Origin of the sequence: uncultured Paraglaciecola sp. (genome assembly GCF_913020055.1) — a bacterium.
Lineage (GTDB): Bacteria > Pseudomonadota > Gammaproteobacteria > Enterobacterales > Alteromonadaceae > Paraglaciecola.
The window spans coordinates 1-18,676 of record NZ_CAJWCF010000062.1 but is presented as its reverse complement, the minus strand read 5'-3'; the positions used below and the strand labels follow the sequence as shown (position 1 = coordinate 18,676).

The following is an 18,676-nucleotide window of genomic DNA, read 5'->3' as shown; positions in this document are numbered from 1 at the left end:
CAGCTAAGCGCATGTTTAATCGGTATTTAAAAGCTACAAGGGAATATAATTATTTTAAGCAGTAAGTTGAGAGCTAGTGTCGGCTAGCAAAGGGGCAAGGCGTGTTTTTGCCAGTTTAATTAAATCAAACTGATTTAAAGTTTTATTTTCATTTAACTGCAACTTCGAAGAAATAAGCATACAAGTAGCCAAAGAGTGCTCGTCTGTTAACACTAAAACCACACCTGAATTAATCTTATTTGAAACTCTCGCCAACCTATGATGAAAACCAAAAGACTCTATCTCATCAAAAAACCAACTTTTCGGTGAGACAGGTTTATGAAACATTGTTGCGGCAGTTGCGTTAATTAAAATGTGGGTAAGCTGAGCATCTGAAAATTGTCCCCCACTATCAATCAAATGATTGGCAAAAGTTAAATAACATTCGGTATCTGTAAGATTGAACAATTGCTTAGACTTTGGTAAATCAATAATTTGCTGCTGACCAAATGCTGTTGTGCATTGCCACTCTTTTCCCATCGACAACATAAGACGATTATTTTCAGAAAACCAATACCAATCTGACATGGGTTGAAGCATAAAAACACACGAACTCTATGGATAACAAAGACTAAAAAACTAACATATGTTTTTAGCCTTTGGGTGATTTATTTCCTATTTATTTAGTATAAAAGAACCAGATCTAAAGCGGATCATTATATAGAATCAACGATCTCTTTGATCACTTTTGGCCCTTGATAGATCAAAGATGAATACAATTGGATCAGCGTTGATCCTGCCTCGATCCTTGCCTTTGCAGATCCCGCGGAGTGAATACCTCCTACTCCTATAACCGGCATTCTACCTGCGATCTCTTTAGCTAGTTTCTCAGTGATAACCTGGCTCTTAGCGGTTAACACCGCTCCGCTAAGCCCGCCCATTTCTTCGGCATATTGTTGCCCCAAAACCTCAGTTCTGTCCAAAGTGGTGTTGGTTGCAATCACGCCATCGATCTTTGCATTGATCAAGGAATTAGACATGTCGACAATTTCTTGGTCTGTGAGATCAGGTGCGATCTTGACGAGGATCGGTACATATTTGGCATACTGTTTTTCTAATAACTTTTGCTCGGTTTTAAGACCTACTAATAGTTCATCTAATGCTTGTCCGTGTTGTAAATTTCTAAGGCCTGGTGTGTTCGGAGATGAAATATTAACGGTAATATAACTTGCATGGTTATACACTTTTCTTAGACAAATTAAGTAGTCTTCTAGCGCCTGCTCTTCTGGAGTATCTTTATTTTTACCAATGTTGATACCCAAAATACCTGTATATTTTGCTCGTTTAACATTTTCAATTAGGTTATCTACGCCCTTATTATTAAAACCCATTCGGTTAATAATGGCCTGCCCTTTTGGCAATCTAAACATTCTTGGTTTGTCATTACCCGCTTGTGCTTTAGGTGTGACGGTACCAATCTCAATAAAGCCAAACCCCATTGCTGCAAATGCATCAATACATTCGCCATTTTTATCTAAACCAGCGGCAAGACCAACTGGATTTTTAAAGGTAAGACCAAAAGCTTGTACTGGTTTGTCGGCAATGTTTTGTTTGTATACACAATTTAATAAGCTATTTTGGGTACGTTGAAGCCAATTAATAGTGAAGTCATGACTCCACTCAGCATCTTGGGTGAACAATAATTTTTGGATAAGGGGGTACATAATTTCTCTTTAAACATAAAAAAGCCCTGGCACGTATTAGCGAAAACCAGGGCGTTGTTAAACATTAAGTGCCAAATAAAGGCTCAATAATCAGTTATTGGCGTTGATGCTTAGTAGCATTAACTCCCTAAGAGCAACTGAAAATTTAGCAAACTCATGTGTACTGCTGGTTTTAAATTCAGACATCATATGATACCAGCGATCGAGTAAGACTTGGTTATTCTCCATCCAATTATTTAGAATCGATTCTGCATCTTTATTCTTTGGATCGGAGGCCAGTAATACAGAAATTATAGAACGCTGTTGCCAATCAAGCTCTTCACGATATGAGGCACGTGCCAATGCTTGCCAATGATTACTCACAGTTTGGCTATCAATTTGCGCCAAGAACCAATGTAGTTCAAGCTTAGAGCCTAACTTAAAGTACAAGTTAGAGACCAATTTTATATCGCGCTTCTCAGTTTCAGCAACTTGGGCTAAATCCATACATGGAAACATATTGCTGAGTGAAGCAACTCGGTACGCAATCGAATCTGGCACCCCTGCTTTCGTTAACTCAAGACTAGCTTCTTCAAGTTGTTTGTATTCACTTTCTACCAAATAATTTTGAATATTGGTAAACAGATCTTCAAACGTACCTCGATAACTATCAATAGAGTCCTGAATACCAAGTGTTTTATTGCCATGACGTAAATACCAGCGAGATGCACGACGTAAGGATCTTCGCATACTGTCGAGCATGCGTAATTGAACGTCTGAAGATATTTTATTATCTAAATCCTCAACTTCATCCCACAAACTTTGCATGCCAAAAATGCCTTTTACTACAGAATAAGCAGTGGCTATTTCATCAATTCCAGCGCCTGTTTCTTCTTGTATCCTAAAAACGTAGTTCATGCCCATATCATTAATGATGTTATTCGTTAACTTAGTGGCGATGATTTCACTTCTTAGAGGATGCTGTTGCATTTGCTCCGAGAAATTATCTTGTAGTTTTTTCGGAAAAGCTTCAATCAATAACTTGCCGTGGTATGGGTTATCGGTAATCGAAGCAACATTAAATTGCTCTTTCATAACCATTTTTCCATAGGCAATCAGTACTGATAACTCAGGTCTCGTTAAGCCAGAAGATTTCGCCAACCTGTCAGATATTTCATCATCAGCTGGAATAAATTCTAATTCCCTGTTTAAGTACCCTTCTCGCTCTAATCCATGAATAAAGCGCATTTGCTCTCTAAGTTGCCCAACACCACCTAACTCAGATATGGAAATAGACTCTGTTTGACGATAACAATCTTGAATAACTAAATCGCCCACTTCATCGGTCATGTCATACAAGATTTTGTTACGTTGTTTGACCGTTAAATCACCTGCATTAACTAAAGAATTAAGTAGGATTTTAATATTGACTTCATTATCTGAACAATCCACTCCACCTACATTATCAATAAAGTCGGTGTTAACTTTACCGCCATTGGCAGCAAATTCTATTCGACCAAGCTGGGTGGCTCCAAGGTTTCCACCTTCACCAATTATTTTAGCTTGTAATTGATTACCATTAACTCGAACATCGTCATTGGCTCGATCACCGACTTGGGCATGACTTTCTTTTGTACTTTTAACATAAGTACCAATTCCACCATTCCAAAGTAGGTCGACCGGCATTTTTAATACGTTATGAATAAGTTCATTAGGTGTCATCGTTTGTTGTTTAGTGCCTAACCATTTCTTCATTTCGGCTGTCAGTTTAATTGACTTGGCCGAGCGACTAAAAATATCACCGCCTTTTGAAATAAGTTTTCTATCATAATCGTCCCAACTCAGAGAAGGGTTTTCAAATAACCGTTGCCTTTCTTTATAAGTAGTTTCGATATTAGGGTTAGGGTCAAAAAAGATATGTAAATGGTTAAATGCACAAATTAATTTGGTGTGGGTTGATAACAACATACCATTGCCGAATACATCACCAGCCATGTCACCTACCGCAACACAAGTAAAGTCAGTGGTCTGACAATCTTTACCCATTTCTCTGAAATGACGTTTAACTGACTCCCATGCTCCTTTTGCAGTAATCCCCATCTTTTTATGGTCGTAACCAATACTGCCGCCAGAGGCAAACGCATCACCTAACCAAAAATTAAATTCGTCTGAAATACCATTGGCTATGTCAGAGAAGGTAGCTGTGCCCTTATCCGCAGCTACTACCAGATACGCGTCGTCTTCATCTAACCGGACTACATCTTTTGGATGTACTACTTTGCCTTCAACTATGTTGTCGGTGATATCCAATAAACTACGGATAAATATTTTATAACACTCTTGACCTTCTTTTTGGAAAGCTTCTCGGCCTTGGTCCATAGGTAAGTTTTTACAAACAAACCCACCTTTAGCGCCTACTGGGACAATTACCGTGTTTTTCACTTGTTGTGCTTTAACTAAGCCCAGTATTTCTGTTCTGAAATCCTCTTGTCTGTCTGACCAACGCAAACCACCCCGCGCTACTTTGCCACCTCTAAGATGAACACCTTCGATACGAGGAGAATATACAAAGATTTCAAACTTAGGCCTAGGCAATGGCATTTCTGGGATAAGTTCTGGCAGCATTTTGTATGATACATATGACTTTTGATTACCCAGCTCATCTTTCTGATAAAAGTTGGTGCGTAACGTTGCCAAAATCAAATCAAGATATCGGCGAATAATTCTATCGTCGTCCAGATTAGATACGTTCTCTAATTGCTCTTTGATTGTATTGAGAGTAGCTTCTTCTACTTTGCTACTACGTTTGGCTTTAGGATCGAATTTTTGATGAAACAATTCAATCAATAAGGTGGCGATTTTAGGATAGTTGGCCAGGGTATTAGCAATATAATCTCGGCTAAAAGAACTACCAATTTGACGCATGTATTTCGCATAAGAACGCAAAATTGTTACATTTCGGCCTGTTAAACCAGCACCTAAAACTAAACGATTAAACGGGTCATCTTCTAACGCGTTATACCAGACTTCTGAGAATGCGTTTTGGAATAACGTTTGGGCTTGTCCCATGTCCATGTCATTACTGGTGTTATGTAACATGGAAAAATCCATGATCCAATTAACCTGTTCTGCGTTGGGACTTATCTTAAATGGACTTTCATCAATTACCCGTAAACCAAAGTTCTCAAGCATCGGCAATACTGCAGACAAATGTATGGGTTCATTTTTATGAAAGAGTTTCAACCTAACCGCTTTACTGTCGGGACCTTCTTCTTGAGGTCTGTAGAACAACATATCCAGAGTATGTTCGGTGTTGAGTAACTCAAGTTTCTCCATATCGACTAATGCGGCACTGGGTAAATTATATTCCTTATAACTACTAGGAAAAGCATTTACATATTTTTGTTCGAGCTTTTTACCTTTAGCTTCACCATGATTAGAACGGATTGTATTGGCTAACCTGTCGTCCCAACTCTTATTTAACTCTATGATGTTTTTCTCGATATCCTTCACATTATATTCCGCATTATTGTTTTTCACTCTAGCAATGTAATGCGTTCTCGCATACACCGATTCTGAAAAATATGTGGTAAATTCAACTTCTTGTTCGCTAGCAAACGACTGTTGCAGAAGTACCTGGGTATCTTTTCGTAGCTGAGTGTTATATTTCTCTCTCGGAACAAACACCATGCATGAAATGAAACGACCAAATACATCTTTACGAGCAAACAGTCGAGATATACCACGCTCTTGCATTTGAAAAATACCCAATATAATTTTAGCGAGTTCCTTTACGCTACCTTGCAGCAATTCATCTCGGGGATAGGTTTCAATAATATTTAGAAAAGCCTTATGTCCATGAGAGCCAGGATCGAAACCTGACAATTTGGATATAGCGTTGATTTTGTCCTGCAAGACGGGTAATTGTGTCGCACTGCTATTGTAAAATGACGCTGAATAAAGCCCGATAAATCGATCTTCACCAATGACCTTACCTGCATCATCAAATCGCTTAATGCCAACATAGTCCAAATAGGCCGGACGATGAACCCTTGAACGAGAATTAGTTTTTGTTAGCATTAAAGGATTATTACTTAAGGCTTCTTCTCTAGCTGAAGCCGGAATATTGGATAATACTCTGTCTCGATCAGTCTTTGAGCTTTTCATTAAACCTAAGCTAGAATCGTTGTCAGCTACCCAACGATAATCACCTTTTATGCCTTTAGCGCTATATGAACGATATCCCATTAACGTAAAGTTATGATCGTTTAACCACGCTAAAAAGTTTTCTGTCTGGATTTTTTGCACTGCTGAAATGGGACATTTATTGGTTTTAAATTCTTCAATAATGTCTTTTAATCTGGCTCGCATGGGTTGCCAATCTTGCACAGCCATTGATACATCATTGACTACTGACATTAGCTCTTCGGTAAGCTGGTCCAATGCCTGTTTTGAAGTTTGTCTATCGACTTCAATCAAGAACACAGTTTGCTTAATAACGTCTTTCTTTTTACTGTTTGAATCTTCAAAAGAAACAAGGTTGTGTTCTTTATCCCGCTTAAGGCCAATAGGACAATGCAGCAATAAATGTGCTGTTATGCCCATTTTGTTTAATGCCATTCGCACCGAGTCCACTAAGAATGGCATATCAGTAACGATAATTTCTACAATAGTATGTGTTGATTGCCAGCCATGTTTGCTTATCGCTGGATTAAACGCTCGAATCAAGGGCGCATCGCTTTGATAATCAACGAACTCATTCCACAAACTTAAGGTTGCCCCGTAAAGATTATCTTCACTTCGATCATCTAAATCATCACGTGCAACATTTTTGAAGAGTATCTTAGAAAAGTTGGTTACTTTTTCAACTTGATCTGGCGCGACTTTCTTATTAATTAATTTATAGACATTTTCAAGTAGAACTGAATGTTGGTTATCTGCAACCGTCATGTGCTTACCCATTCTTTTAGAACTTGTTAGTAGTAGGAAATATTTTTTATCGAGCGTGATGGTTTTAACATTAACCACACTAGATTAGACAAAATACTGAGTTATATACAGTTTTTTGTACTTAATAGCTTATTCTCGCTAAAATTATCGCGCAATAAAAGCCTTATATTTACTTAATTTTAACAAACTTCATAGGTATGCAAATTCAAAGCATAAAATAGACTGAGATGAGGAGTTTAGCGGGGGTCTATTAAATAATTATGCAAATTATTTTTACAAGCAATCTAGCCCTTCTAGGCCATCTTTTCAAAACTCTTAATTTTGTTTTCATTGTCAATCGTTAACCTAAATCTTCCTTTAATTCCAATTGGACTGACGTGAGGCCGTAAGTTTTTAACAGGTAATTGGATCCTTTTACCATTGTCGGCGGTTATTACAACCGTATTGATGCCCGGTAAATAAAGTCGCTCACATAGATCATACTTGAGCGACAGGGTAAAATAAAAGGTCTGCATTTTTCTATTCTTAACTTTATATAGGACGATTAAATCCTAAGGTAAACTCTTAGATATTTTTTCGAATAGGTCATTGCTCAAACCTTCTGTGTTTCCTATTCGCATCAGTTGGTGTTGCATAAGTTGTTGTCTGGTTTTATCAACTTTCTGCCATTGTATTAAGGGCGTGATTAATCGAGCGGCTACTTGAGGATTTACCTCATTTAGCTTTATTAGGTAGTCTGCGACGAACTTATAACCCGTGCCGTCTATATTGTGGAAACCGCTCACATTAAAAAAGCTAAAGGTACCGACTAAGGCTCTGACTCTATTTGGATTGTTAATCGTAAACTGGTTATGTCCCATTAACATGCTAATACGCGCTAAAATATCAGCTCGGTCTGTGTTAGCGTGCAGCGCAAACCACTTATCCAAAACTAACGGATCTGCTTGCCACTTTTGTTCAAAGGCTAACATCAACTTTTCAAATAAATCCAAATCACCTAATTGGGCGGCGCCAAGCACGCCTAAGGAATCAGTCATATTATCTGCGTTACTAAACTGTTCTGTTAGTAGTTGTTCAGCATCTTTATGCCCTGCGTGAGCTAAATATTTGAGCGCCAGATTACGCATTTTTCTTTGTTCGACTTGCTGTGATTGATAAGCATATGCCGGTTTTTCAAATGCTGAATAATGACGATGCCAATTAGATTGAAAGGTTTGTGCTAACCCTTTGAATAACAACTTTCGTGACTGATTTAACTGGTCAATATCAACAGTATCAAGCTGTTGAAACAAAGTGTCAAAACTAGGTAATGTCAGCATTTCAGCCTTTAAAGCCAAAGACATATCTGTTGCTTCAACGATAGGTTCAAACATAGCAACAGTTTGCTTAATTGAATCTGTTTGTTGTTGTTCGGTCTTACCTGCCAAATTGTGGATACAATCGCTAAACAATTTTTGCCCTGCATCCCAACGAGCGAATTCATCTGGTGAACTCAACATAACCTGACTTAATTGCTGTTGATCGTATGCATATTGTATTTTTACAGGGGCACTAAAGCCATGCAGTAATGATGGAACCGGCTTAGTATTAATATTTTTAAATTCAATACTCTGTTGGCTTTCCGTTAACTCAAAAGTTGTTTGTTTATTATGACTACTGTCCAGCTCTAATGATTCAAGTTGTTCGTTTAGCAAACTAAATTGAATAGGTATAACTAAGTTTTGTTTTTCATGCTGATCGGATGTAGCTGAATGTTTCTGTTCAAATGTAATTTTATAAGATTTTGAACTTGGGTCATAAATGTCTGTAACCACTATTAGCGGTGTTCCTGATTGACTGTACCAACGTTTAAACTGAGTTAAATCTTTATTGTTGGCGTCTTGCATAGCCTGAATAAAGTCATCACAGGTAACAGCCTGTCCATCAAATCGCTTGAAATAGAGTTTTGTGCCAGCAAGAAAGCCAGCTTTTCCTAATAAGGTAAACAACATTCTAATGACTTCAGAGCCTTTGTCATAGACTGTGACGGTATAGAAATTATTCATTTCAATTACTTCATCAGGTCTAATTGGGTGTGACATTGGGCTGGCGTCTTCAGCAAACTGACGCTCTCGCATGATTTTGACGTTTTGAATACGATTAACAATAGGCGAAGACATGTCGGCACTAAATTGCTGATCACGAAAAACAGTTAAGCCTTCCTTCAAACTTAATTGAAACCAATCACGACAGGTTACTCTATTGCCTGTCCAATTGTGAAAATACTCATGGGCTATAACAGCCTCGATATTGAAATAATCTTCATCTGTTGCGGTTTGTGCATCAGCTAGAACAAATTTACTATTAAATACATTAAGGCCTTTGTTTTCCATAGCGCCCATATTAAAAAAGTCCACCGCAACTATCATGTATATATCAAGGTCATACTCAAGACCGAACTCTGTTTCGTCCCAGCTCATGGCTTTTTTAAGTGAATCCAGGGCATGTTGCCCTCTTCCAAGCATACCTTTATCTACAAATAACTCTAACGCAATGGTTCTGCCTGATTGAGTGACAAACTCATCTTCTAAGAGGTCAAAATCTCCAGCGACTAAGGCAAATAAATAACAGGGTTTCTTAAAGGGATCAGACCATTTAACCCAATGATTACCATTCGCTAACTCACCAGAATCAACTTTGTTGCCATTCGACAGCAAAAATGGAAAGTCATTTTTGTTAGCAATCACAGTGACATCGTATTTGGCCAATACATCTGGTCTGTCTAAGAAATAGGTGATTTTCCTAAATCCTTCAGCTTCACATTGGGTGCAATATGCTCCTGCGGAAAGATACAATCCCTCTAAACTAGAGTTAGCTTTAGGATTAATTGTATTTTCGATACGTAGTACAAATTTATCTTTATCTGTATCGATCGAAAGTGTTGAGTCGGTTTGCTGGTAATTTGAGAATATCTCACCATCAATGTGCACAGACGATAAATTAATACCTTCACCATCTAAAATTAGAGGCTTGGAATGAATCCCGTTTCTAGTTACCTGCGAAATACATATTACTTTTGTGTTGGATTCAACCAAGGTAAATTCTAGTTCAACGTGATTAATTAAAAAATCAGGTTGTTGGTAATTGGCTCGTCTTTTTACTGCGGGGATGGTAGTAGACATCATATCCTCAAAAATGAATAAGATTTAACGGGGAATAAAAGACTTGTTGGCAAGCCAACAAGTCAGCATGTTATGCTTTTGTTTCTAGTGATTCCTGTACTATTTCAGGCACCGGAATACGTAAGATTTTAATACCTAGATAAGCATAAATAATAGCTAATACAGGATTAATCAAATTAAAAAACGTATAGAAAATATAATCTAGTGGGTTCACGGCTAAAACGCCATGCATATACACACCACAAGTATTCCAAGGGATAAGCGGCGAGGTTAAGGTTCCACCATCTTCTAAGCTACGTGATAGATTGAGTTGATGTAATCCGCGTTTTTCAAATTCACTTTTATACATTCTACCAGGCATCACAATCGCCATATATTGGTCAGCAGTGATAATATTTGTGCCGATACAAGTTAAGATTGTGCGAGTGATCATATCCCCGGCCGTTGTTGCTCCTTTCAAAAATGCACTTACCACTCTTTTAAGCAACCCAACTCTTTCCAATACAGCCCCAAACGTCATAGCACACATAATTAGCCAAATAGTATTCAACATACTCGACATGCCACCACGACTTAATAGATCATTTAAGGTATCACTCGGTGTAGAAAACGAAACACCATCAAACAGTGCGGTCCATACCACTATTATTGAACCTCGAATCGCGCTTACCCCTTCATCTGATAGGCTTGCTATCACTTCAGGTTGGAAAATAGCAGCCCATATACCACCTAATAAAGCGCCTATGGCTACAGCCGGAAATGCTGGGACTTTCTTTATTGCCATTGTTAATAACACTATTAATGGTATCAACATATGTAGGCCCAAATTAAACTCTTGTTCTAGCAAAGTCTGCATTTCTTGGATACCACTAGCAGAATCAGGTAAATCGGCGCCTAAGCCAATGACCACGAACAAAATAAGGGTGATTATAATACTAGGTACCGTTGTCCATAACATATATTGGATATGTTCGAACAAATTGGTACCCGCTATAGCCGGGGCAAGGTTTGTTGTTTCTGAAAGAGGTGATATTTTATCGCCAAAATAAGCGCCTGAAATAATGGCGCCTGCAGTAATGGCCTCTGACATGCCCATACCAATAGACACGCCCATTAAAGCAACACCTACGGTTGCAGCAGTTGTCCATGAACTACCAATACTCATCGCAACAATCGCACAAATAAGACAACTAGCAGCATAAAACATCGAAGGATTTAGTAAGTCTAAACCGTAGTAAATAAGGGTTGGAACTGTACCAGCCAACATCCACGTACCAATTAAAGACCCCACAGCGAGCAAAATAAGAATTGCACCCAAAGAACGGGAAATTCCTTTGACGATACCTTGTTCAATATCGTCCCAACTATAGCCATTTTTAAGACCTATAAGCGATGCAATACCCATAGCCACCAATAAGGCTATTTGATTCGGTCCAAAAGAGGAATTATCTTCAAATAAATATACTGAACCACCTAACAAGATGACCAATATTACAATGGGTATGAGTGCATCGGATAATGATGCTTCTCTCTTCGGTTTTTCAATTGACATAAAACGTTACAATCCTGAAGGTCTAATTGGAGTTAAATATAGATTGCGGTGCTAACCCGCGATAGAACGATAAAACATAATTGCGATAACAATGGGGCATACAAAACGCACATACCAAGGCCAAACTTTCCAAAACACACTGTGTTCAGCTTGTTCGTTGCCCTGTTTTAATTCAGCCAATATTTGATCGCGTTTCCATACCCAACCGCCAAAGATACATAACACTAATCCAAGCAAAGGCTGACTATATTTAGTGGTTAAATCAATTACCAATCCAAATAAACTTTCCATATTAAATGCAATTGTAGAACTGAGAATAAACACCACCAAAGCTAATGACCAAACAGCTCGTTTCCTATCAATTCCTTTACTTTCAACTACATAAGCCACCGGCACTTCAAGCATTGATATTGAAGAGGTCAACGCCGCGATTATCATCAGAGCAAAAAATACGAATGCAACATAGGTCCCAACCGTGCCCATGGTTTCAAACAATGACGGAAGTACTGCAAAAATCAGATTAGGGCCTTCAATCAAAGCACCACTATCCGAGAATATTTTCACACCATTATGTAATGCAACGTACATCGCTGGAATTATTAACATACCCGCTAAAATAGCCACACCTATATCCACTAGTGCAACTGAGGCACCAAGAGTTGGTAGATTTTCTTTTTTACTAACGTATGAGCCATAAACCAACATGGTCCCTACTCCCAAGGACATAGAAAAGAATGCTTGACCCATAGCACTGATAAGTAATTCAGGATTCATTATAAGACTAAAATTAGGCAGCAAGTAGGCTCTCCAACCATCCGCTGCGCCGTCTAATGTAGATACGTAGAGAATCAACAAAGCAATAATAATAAACAGAGCCGGCATTAAACGTACTGACCAAAGTTCTATTCCCTGCCTTACTCCACCCGTTACGATACTGGCTGTTAAACAAAGAAATATACCACTAAACAGAATATCTCTAGTGTATGAGGAAGAAACTAACCAAGTAGAAATTGCGTCTTGGCCAAACATATCGCTGATTGTTTGTAAAAAGTGGGACAACATCCAACCGGCAACTAAAGCATAAAACGAGAGGATTAAGGAAACAGTAACAAACCCCCAAACTCCTGTTGCTCTGCCGATATTGCTGCCAGATATTTTACCTAATGCATCAACCATATTTGAACGCGTTGCCCGACCAATGATTAATTCTGCCATTAGCACCGGATAAGCTAAAAGAAAGGCTAAGATGATATAAACAAGCACAAATGCGGCGCCACCGTTACTGGCAACCTGAGTTGGAAAACCCCAAATATTACCTAATCCTACTGCTGACCCTGCAGCAGCAAGTACAAAACCCATTCGAGACGAAAATTCTCCACGTGCAGCCATGTGATGCCCTTATTATTTTTATTATTATTTATATATGTAAAAGGCTGCTCTACGCAGCCCTTTTTCTAATTTTTTTCGTTATTTATTGCGTATTTACCAATAGTCAGTACGTCATAAGTAATATTGGCGGCCTCTTCTAGAAATGGATCAACGGTTTCAAGCTCTTCTGGTAAATCATCCAAGTTTTCAACCTTTTCTAAACCAAGACGTGCCAGACGTTCATTAGTGCGTGATAGATTACGTAGTTCGTTCTCTGATTTTTCTTTTAAACGCTCGGTTTCAACCAAAGAGATAGTTTTATCTTCTTTCTTTATTTTATAACGCTCTACATCTTCATAGATATAGTTGAATTCTTTCTTAATCCTTTGGTTGTGTAACTCTGTTAAACCTTTAACTGTATTTTTATTTTCGCCAAAAGTTGTGTAATTGGCTCTAGCAATACTATCCCATGGCAAAGCATTTTCTTCTTGGCTTTCCCCCCAATCTGCATGGTCGATTACAGATGGAAATAAAATATCTGGGATAACACCTTTATGTTGCGTACTGCCACCGTTTATTCGGTAAAATTTAGCAATTGTAAACTGAACACTACCCAATGGGTTTTCATACAAGTCGTAGATTCGGCCCAACGGACGGTGCTGTTGTACAGTACCTTTACCGAAAGTTTGTTCGCCCAATATTAAGGCTCGATTATAATCCTGCATCGCCGCAGCAAAAATCTCAGAAGCAGATGCACTATATCGATCAACCAATACAGTTAAAGGACCGTCATAAAACACCTTACCATCCACATCTTTTTCTAAACGAATACGTCCTGCGCCGTCTCGAATTTGTACCACTGGTCCTTTATCGATAAACAACCCTGAAAGTAATGTTGCCTCGGTTAAAGAGCCGCCCCCATTACCACGTAAATCAACAATAACACCTTGTACACCTTGTTCATTTAAACTGGCAATTTCCTTTCTAACATCTTTATGTAAGTTGTTGTAAAAAGAAGGGATTGCAATAACGCCAAGCTTTTGGTCTTTGTTTGGACCATCTTTAGGAATGTAAACTTCAGATTTAGCAGCTCTGTCTTCTAGTTTAATTTTGTCTCGAGTGAGTTTAACTACAACAGGTACTGTCGATTCAGACGAACCTTTTACCATTTGTAGTTTTACGATACTGCCTTTAGGCCCTTTAATCAGTTCAACGACTTCATCCAAGCGCCAACCAATAACATCAACAAACTCTTCATCATCTTGCGCAACGCCGACAATCTTATCTTCAGGCTTAATGCTTTTGGATAAGTCTGCAGGTCCGCCTGGTACTACACTACGAATAACTGTGTAGTCATCTTCACTGAGTAATACAGCACCGATACCTTCAAAAGAAAGATTCATTTCCATTTGGAAACGCTCTGCATTACGCGGAGACAAATAACTGGTATGAGCCTCAATACTGCGAGCAAATGAGTTCATCACCATTTGAAACACATCTTCACTAGATGTTTGCGTCAAACGCTTTATCGCACGATTGTATCGTTTAGTTAATAGTTCTTGAGTTTTAGCCCAATCTTTACCAGCTAATTTTAAGTTAAGCGCATCATATTTAACCCGCTGACGCCATAACTCATCTAACTCATTACTATCTTTAGCCCAAGCGGCCTCTTCTCGATCGTAAATAAATTTGTCATTAGCCAGTTCAAAGTTAAATTCTTTATCTAATAAAGTCAGCGCATACTCGTACCTCTCGGCACGACGTTGCATATTTAATTGATAAATTTCATAGGCAACACTTAAGTTACCCCGCTCAATCGCATCATCAAACTTGGTTCTGTATTTAGCAAAACCTTGAATATCCTCTGCGCTGAATACATTTCGATTAAAGTCCAACGATCGAATGAAACGGTCAAATATCTTGACCGATAATTCGTCATCTAAATCAATTGGCTTATAGTGGGCGCGTAAAAACTGCGAGGATATTCTTTTAGCTGACGCTACATGCTGAGACTCTTGAGTCAATTTGGGCAAATCTTTCACGCCCAAACTGTTTTCTATAGCTATAGAGCCTGAACTCATCACCAATAAAGCTGATGCCACTGATATACGAATTGATTTAATCATTTAATTACCTCTTTGAACGGGCCAATCTCAAGTTTTCTAACTGAACTTTGACCACCATTCCTGTATCAAGTTGCACTTGAATGCCATCTTTACTGACATCAGTGATTGTCGCAGGCATCGGACTCTTGCCAACTTTAACGGTAACAGCTGTCCCAGCTACGATATGTTTTTCCTCTAATCGTTCAGCTGGAGTCTGTTTTACCTTAGCTGCCTCTTTTTTAATCACTTTTGAAGTAGGCTTAAACTTAGGCGCTTCTTTCTTCTTGTAAGCACCTTTTACTTCAACACCTGCTGCTTTTTGTTCTTTGCGCTTTTCTGCAACTTTAGCCTTACTTTCATCAAGTTGCTTCTTTGCGTGTTCTACGTGTTCATCTTCAATGGCAGCTACATCTTTTCCATCTAAATCAATGCGTTGCGCGCCTTTTTTAATGCAATGTAAATATCGCCAGCTATTCGTATAGTGCCTTAATGACGATCGCAGTAATGTTTTACTTACTCGCTTTTCATTATCTAAACGTTCAGCCAAATCTTTGAAAATACCTATTTTTAAAGGTTTAGCATCACCTTTATTACTAAAACAAGCGGGAAATTGTTCAACTAAAAAGCCAATGACTTCTTTGCTGTTTGAAAATTTTTGTGGATTGTCCATTCAGTCTTCTAGTAAGTTCGTTAACGGGGTTCTTGGTGCTCATCATCCCAAGTTGCTAGAAGTTGGTCAACCCAGTCATACAAATCATCTTCATCTATATCGAGTAAATGTGCATCTTCTCGCCAATTTTCCCAAATATATTGGATCATATTCTCTAATGAGGTGGTATTTATGTCTTCATCAGCTTTATCGTAAAGCAAATGAAGTATGGTATTCATCCTGTCAGTTGCATCATCTGCTCGGTCATCCCAGAAATCCATATCCTCAACAGTTGCAAGCACAACTTGAATATCTATCATATTTTTCACTACCCAATACTCCTAGTATTCAGCATCTTTGGATAACGTCGTTTGTAATATTTCTACAATTCGGCTTAAACCAGCTTTATCTTCATGATCGAATCGTGCAATGTTTGGGCTGTCTATGTCTAATACAGCAATTATTTGGTTATCTTTGCGTACGGGTAAAACTATTTCTGAGTTAGATGCCGCATCACAGGCTATATGCCCTAAAAATTGGTGAACATCTTCAATCAACTGAATGTTATTTTCAGATACTGCTGTTCCGCACACACCTTTACCAATTGGGATGCGAATACAAGCAGGTTGACCATGAAATGGACCTAATACTAACTGCCCTTGTTTAACAATATAAAAACCTGCCCAATTAACGTTCTCCAATGCCCAATACAGAATGGCACTGATATTCGCCATATTTGCTATTAAATCTTTTTCTCCAGCAACTATGGCTTCTATTTGTTGTAATAATTGGGCATAGAGTTTCGGTTTATTTTCTGCCATTAATTTATTAAACCTAGTTAAAAGTTATTTATGAAGCTTCTTTCAATGAAAAAACAACCTTTACAGTTGCCTGTGTGGACATTTCTCCAGGTTGGTAACTTTCGGATGCTTGTATTTGTCGTGTATTAAACGCCATTGGCATGACTTGGCCTGATGACTGCTCAGATATGGATATTACCTTGCCTAATTTCAAGCCCAACACCTCAACCATTTTAGTTGCTCGACTTTTCGCATGCAGTAGCGCTTGTTTTAGGGCTTTCTGATAATTTTCAGCGGCTTGACTGTTAGTAAAATCAAATTGGTTAATATTATTTATACCAATATTTAATACTGCATCTATGGATTGTTCATACTCTGCTAAGGTTCTTACAGTCACAGTAATTCTTCTACTTAAAATAAAACCTTTTTGCTCTCGGTTTTTGCCATTGTATTCAACCCAAGGATTAAACTGCACTTGTAATGATTGAACTGCCTTTTTATCTACCCCGATTTTAACTAAAGCCTGAACGATTGAATTTGTTTTATCGACAATAGCTTTATTTAGTTCAGCAGCTACCCTGCCCTTTTGTTCTACTGACATAGTAAAACTAAAACGGTCGGGTACACTCATTACGCTTGCTACACCAGAAACTTCAATACTCCTGAGTTGTCGACCTTTAGAATGATCGTTAGCGAAAGAGTAGCCAGTCAAACATAAGCACAAAACTAAAAAATAAATACGCATAAAAGCCTCGATAGGAAGATGAATCAGATTAAATTGAATTAATTATGCCGTGCCACTAATGAACAATGTATGAACTAATAATTAAAAACAGTCCGAGGGTATATAAACCAGTCCTTTCATTAGTATTCTTGCACTACGACTCATTGATACCTTGGTAACAGCCCATTCGCCGTCTTCACATTGAGTTTGAGCTCCAACCTTCAAAGTCCCTGAAGGGTGGCCAAAGGTTACCGACTCAATGTCTTTTTTACCTGTAGCCAAATTAACTAAAGTACCGGGGATAGCAGCAGCAGTGCCAATAGCAACTGCGGCAGTTCCCATCATTGCATGATGTAATTTGCCCATTGAAAGTGCTCTAACTGACAAATCAATATTTTCTATCTCGACTGTTTTTCCACTAGAAGTGATGTATTTTAATGGTGCAGCCACAAATGCTATTTTCGGAGTGTGTTGGCGATTAACCGCTTCATCAATATTCGTAATTAAGCCCATTTTCAAGGCCCCATAAGCGCGTATAGTTTCGAATTTGTTTAGCGCTTGGTCATTTCCGTTGATTGTTTCTTGCAGTTCGGTACCTGAGTACCCGAGAGCTTCAGCATTTAGAAATATAGTCGGTATGCCTGCATTAATCATAGTGACTTTAAAATCACCAATATTAGGCACATGTAAGTTGTCAACAAGATTACCTGTGGGGAACATGGCTTCATCACCATCCACAGGAGCCACAAATTCTACTTTGACTTCAGCGGCTGGGAATGTCACACCGTCTAATTCAAAATCACCGGTCTCTTGTACTAATCCATCAGTCATAGGTACATGGGCTATGATGGTTTTTTTAATATTTGCCTGCCAAATTCGTACAACTGCCAATCCATTTTCTGGGATACGGCTAATATCAACTAATCCATTACTGATCGCGAATGAGCCAACTGCTGCAGTTAGATTGCCGCAATTTCCACTCCAATCAACAAATGGTTTATCAATAGCAACTTGACCAAATAAATAATCCACATCATGCTCAGGTTGAGTACTTTTGGATAATATGACTGTCTTACTAGTACTGGAAGTAGCGCCTCCCATACCATCTGTTTGCTTAGCATAAGGATCAGGACTGCCTATAACTCTAAGTAATAAGTTGTCTCTAGCGGCTCCTGCTACCCGTGCAGATTCCGGTAAATCATTAAGCTTAAAAAAAACACCTTTGCTGGTACCGCCGCGCATATAAGTCGCATGAATACCAATTTGTGGTTTATGACTCATCAATTACTCCCTCATATGGCTACAGTTGATTCAAGAAAATCTTGAGCAAAACGTTGCAGCACTCCGCCAGCCTCATAAACTCGTACTTCTTCAGCGGTATCTAAACGACAAGTCATGGGAACTTGAACTTGCTCTCCATTTTTGCGGGTAATATTTAAAGTTACTGTTATACCGGCAGCAACATCGCCCAATACATCGTAAGTTTCAGTACCGTCTATGTTTAAGGAATGGCGAGTGGTACCGGCTTTGAATTCAAGAGGTAATACCCCCATGCCTACTAAATTAGTGCGGTGAATACGTTCAAAACCTTCTGCCGCAATGACTTCCACTCCAGCTAAGCGCACACCTTTTGCAGCCCAATCTCGCGACGAGCCTTGCCCATAATCAGCACCTGCTACTATGAT

Annotated in this window: 13 protein-coding genes and 1 pseudogene; all 14 read right to left on the bottom strand. The window is 38.6% G+C overall.

Annotated elements, in window-relative coordinates:
- Positions 1–54: 54 nt before the first annotated feature.
- A complete protein-coding gene (locus QZ488_RS13795; protein ID WP_293749709.1) occupies positions 55–567 on the bottom strand; it encodes a cell division protein ZapC domain-containing protein in 513 nt (170 codons plus the stop codon).
- Positions 568–695: 128 nt separating this feature from the next.
- Positions 696–1,706 carry a quinone-dependent dihydroorotate dehydrogenase gene (gene pyrD / locus QZ488_RS13790; RefSeq protein WP_293749739.1) on the bottom strand — a complete coding sequence of 337 codons (1,011 nt, stop codon included), beginning with the start codon at positions 1,704–1,706 and terminating at the stop codon, positions 696–698.
- Positions 1,707–1,793: 87 nt separating this feature from the next.
- A complete protein-coding gene (locus QZ488_RS13785) occupies positions 1,794–6,632 on the bottom strand; it encodes an NAD-glutamate dehydrogenase (protein WP_293749707.1) in 4,839 nt (1,612 codons plus the stop codon).
- Between the two features lie 293 nt (positions 6,633–6,925).
- Positions 6,926–7,147 (bottom strand): DUF2835 family protein, encoded by a 222-nt coding sequence (locus QZ488_RS13780; RefSeq protein ID WP_293749705.1) that lies wholly within the window; start codon positions 7,145–7,147, stop codon positions 6,926–6,928.
- A gap of 36 nt (positions 7,148–7,183) precedes the next feature.
- A complete protein-coding gene (gene pepN, locus QZ488_RS13775; RefSeq protein WP_293749703.1) occupies positions 7,184–9,793 on the bottom strand; it encodes an aminopeptidase N in 2,610 nt (869 codons plus the stop codon).
- Positions 9,794–9,863: 70 nt separating this feature from the next.
- A complete protein-coding gene (gene nhaC / locus QZ488_RS13770) occupies positions 9,864–11,345 on the bottom strand; it encodes a Na+/H+ antiporter NhaC (RefSeq protein ID WP_293749701.1) in 1,482 nt (493 codons plus the stop codon).
- A 51-nt stretch (positions 11,346–11,396) separates the two neighbouring features.
- On the bottom strand, positions 11,397–12,734 hold the full coding sequence (locus tag QZ488_RS13765) for a sodium-dependent transporter (protein WP_293749699.1): 1,338 nt from the start codon (positions 12,732–12,734) through the stop codon (positions 11,397–11,399).
- 65 nt (positions 12,735–12,799) lie between these two features.
- Positions 12,800–14,839: a carboxy terminal-processing peptidase gene (gene prc, locus QZ488_RS13760; protein WP_293749697.1), complete on the bottom strand. Its 2,040-nt coding sequence runs from the start codon at positions 14,837–14,839 to the stop codon at positions 12,800–12,802.
- A 4-nt stretch (positions 14,840–14,843) separates the two neighbouring features.
- Positions 14,844–15,488, bottom strand: a complete 645-nt coding sequence (gene proQ, locus QZ488_RS13755; protein ID WP_293749695.1) for an RNA chaperone ProQ — start codon at positions 15,486–15,488, stop codon at positions 14,844–14,846.
- Between the two features lie 20 nt (positions 15,489–15,508).
- The gene (locus QZ488_RS13750; RefSeq protein WP_293749693.1) at positions 15,509–15,796 is read right to left on the bottom strand and encodes a hypothetical protein; all 288 of its coding nucleotides are present in this window, start codon (positions 15,794–15,796) and stop codon (positions 15,509–15,511) included.
- Positions 15,797–15,808: 12 nt separating this feature from the next.
- Entirely contained in the window at positions 15,809–16,288 is a 480-nt protein-coding gene (locus tag QZ488_RS13745) for a GAF domain-containing protein (RefSeq protein ID WP_293749690.1), read from the bottom strand.
- Positions 16,289–16,316: 28 nt separating this feature from the next.
- Positions 16,317–17,012, bottom strand: a complete 696-nt coding sequence (locus tag QZ488_RS13740; RefSeq protein ID WP_293749688.1) for an SIMPL domain-containing protein — start codon at positions 17,010–17,012, stop codon at positions 16,317–16,319.
- Positions 17,013–17,093: 81 nt separating this feature from the next.
- A complete protein-coding gene (gene prpF, locus QZ488_RS13735; protein ID WP_293749686.1) occupies positions 17,094–18,272 on the bottom strand; it encodes a 2-methylaconitate cis-trans isomerase PrpF in 1,179 nt (392 codons plus the stop codon).
- Between the two features lie 11 nt (positions 18,273–18,283).
- A pseudogene (locus QZ488_RS13730) lies at positions 18,284–18,676 on the bottom strand (Fe/S-dependent 2-methylisocitrate dehydratase AcnD); the annotation flags it as partial.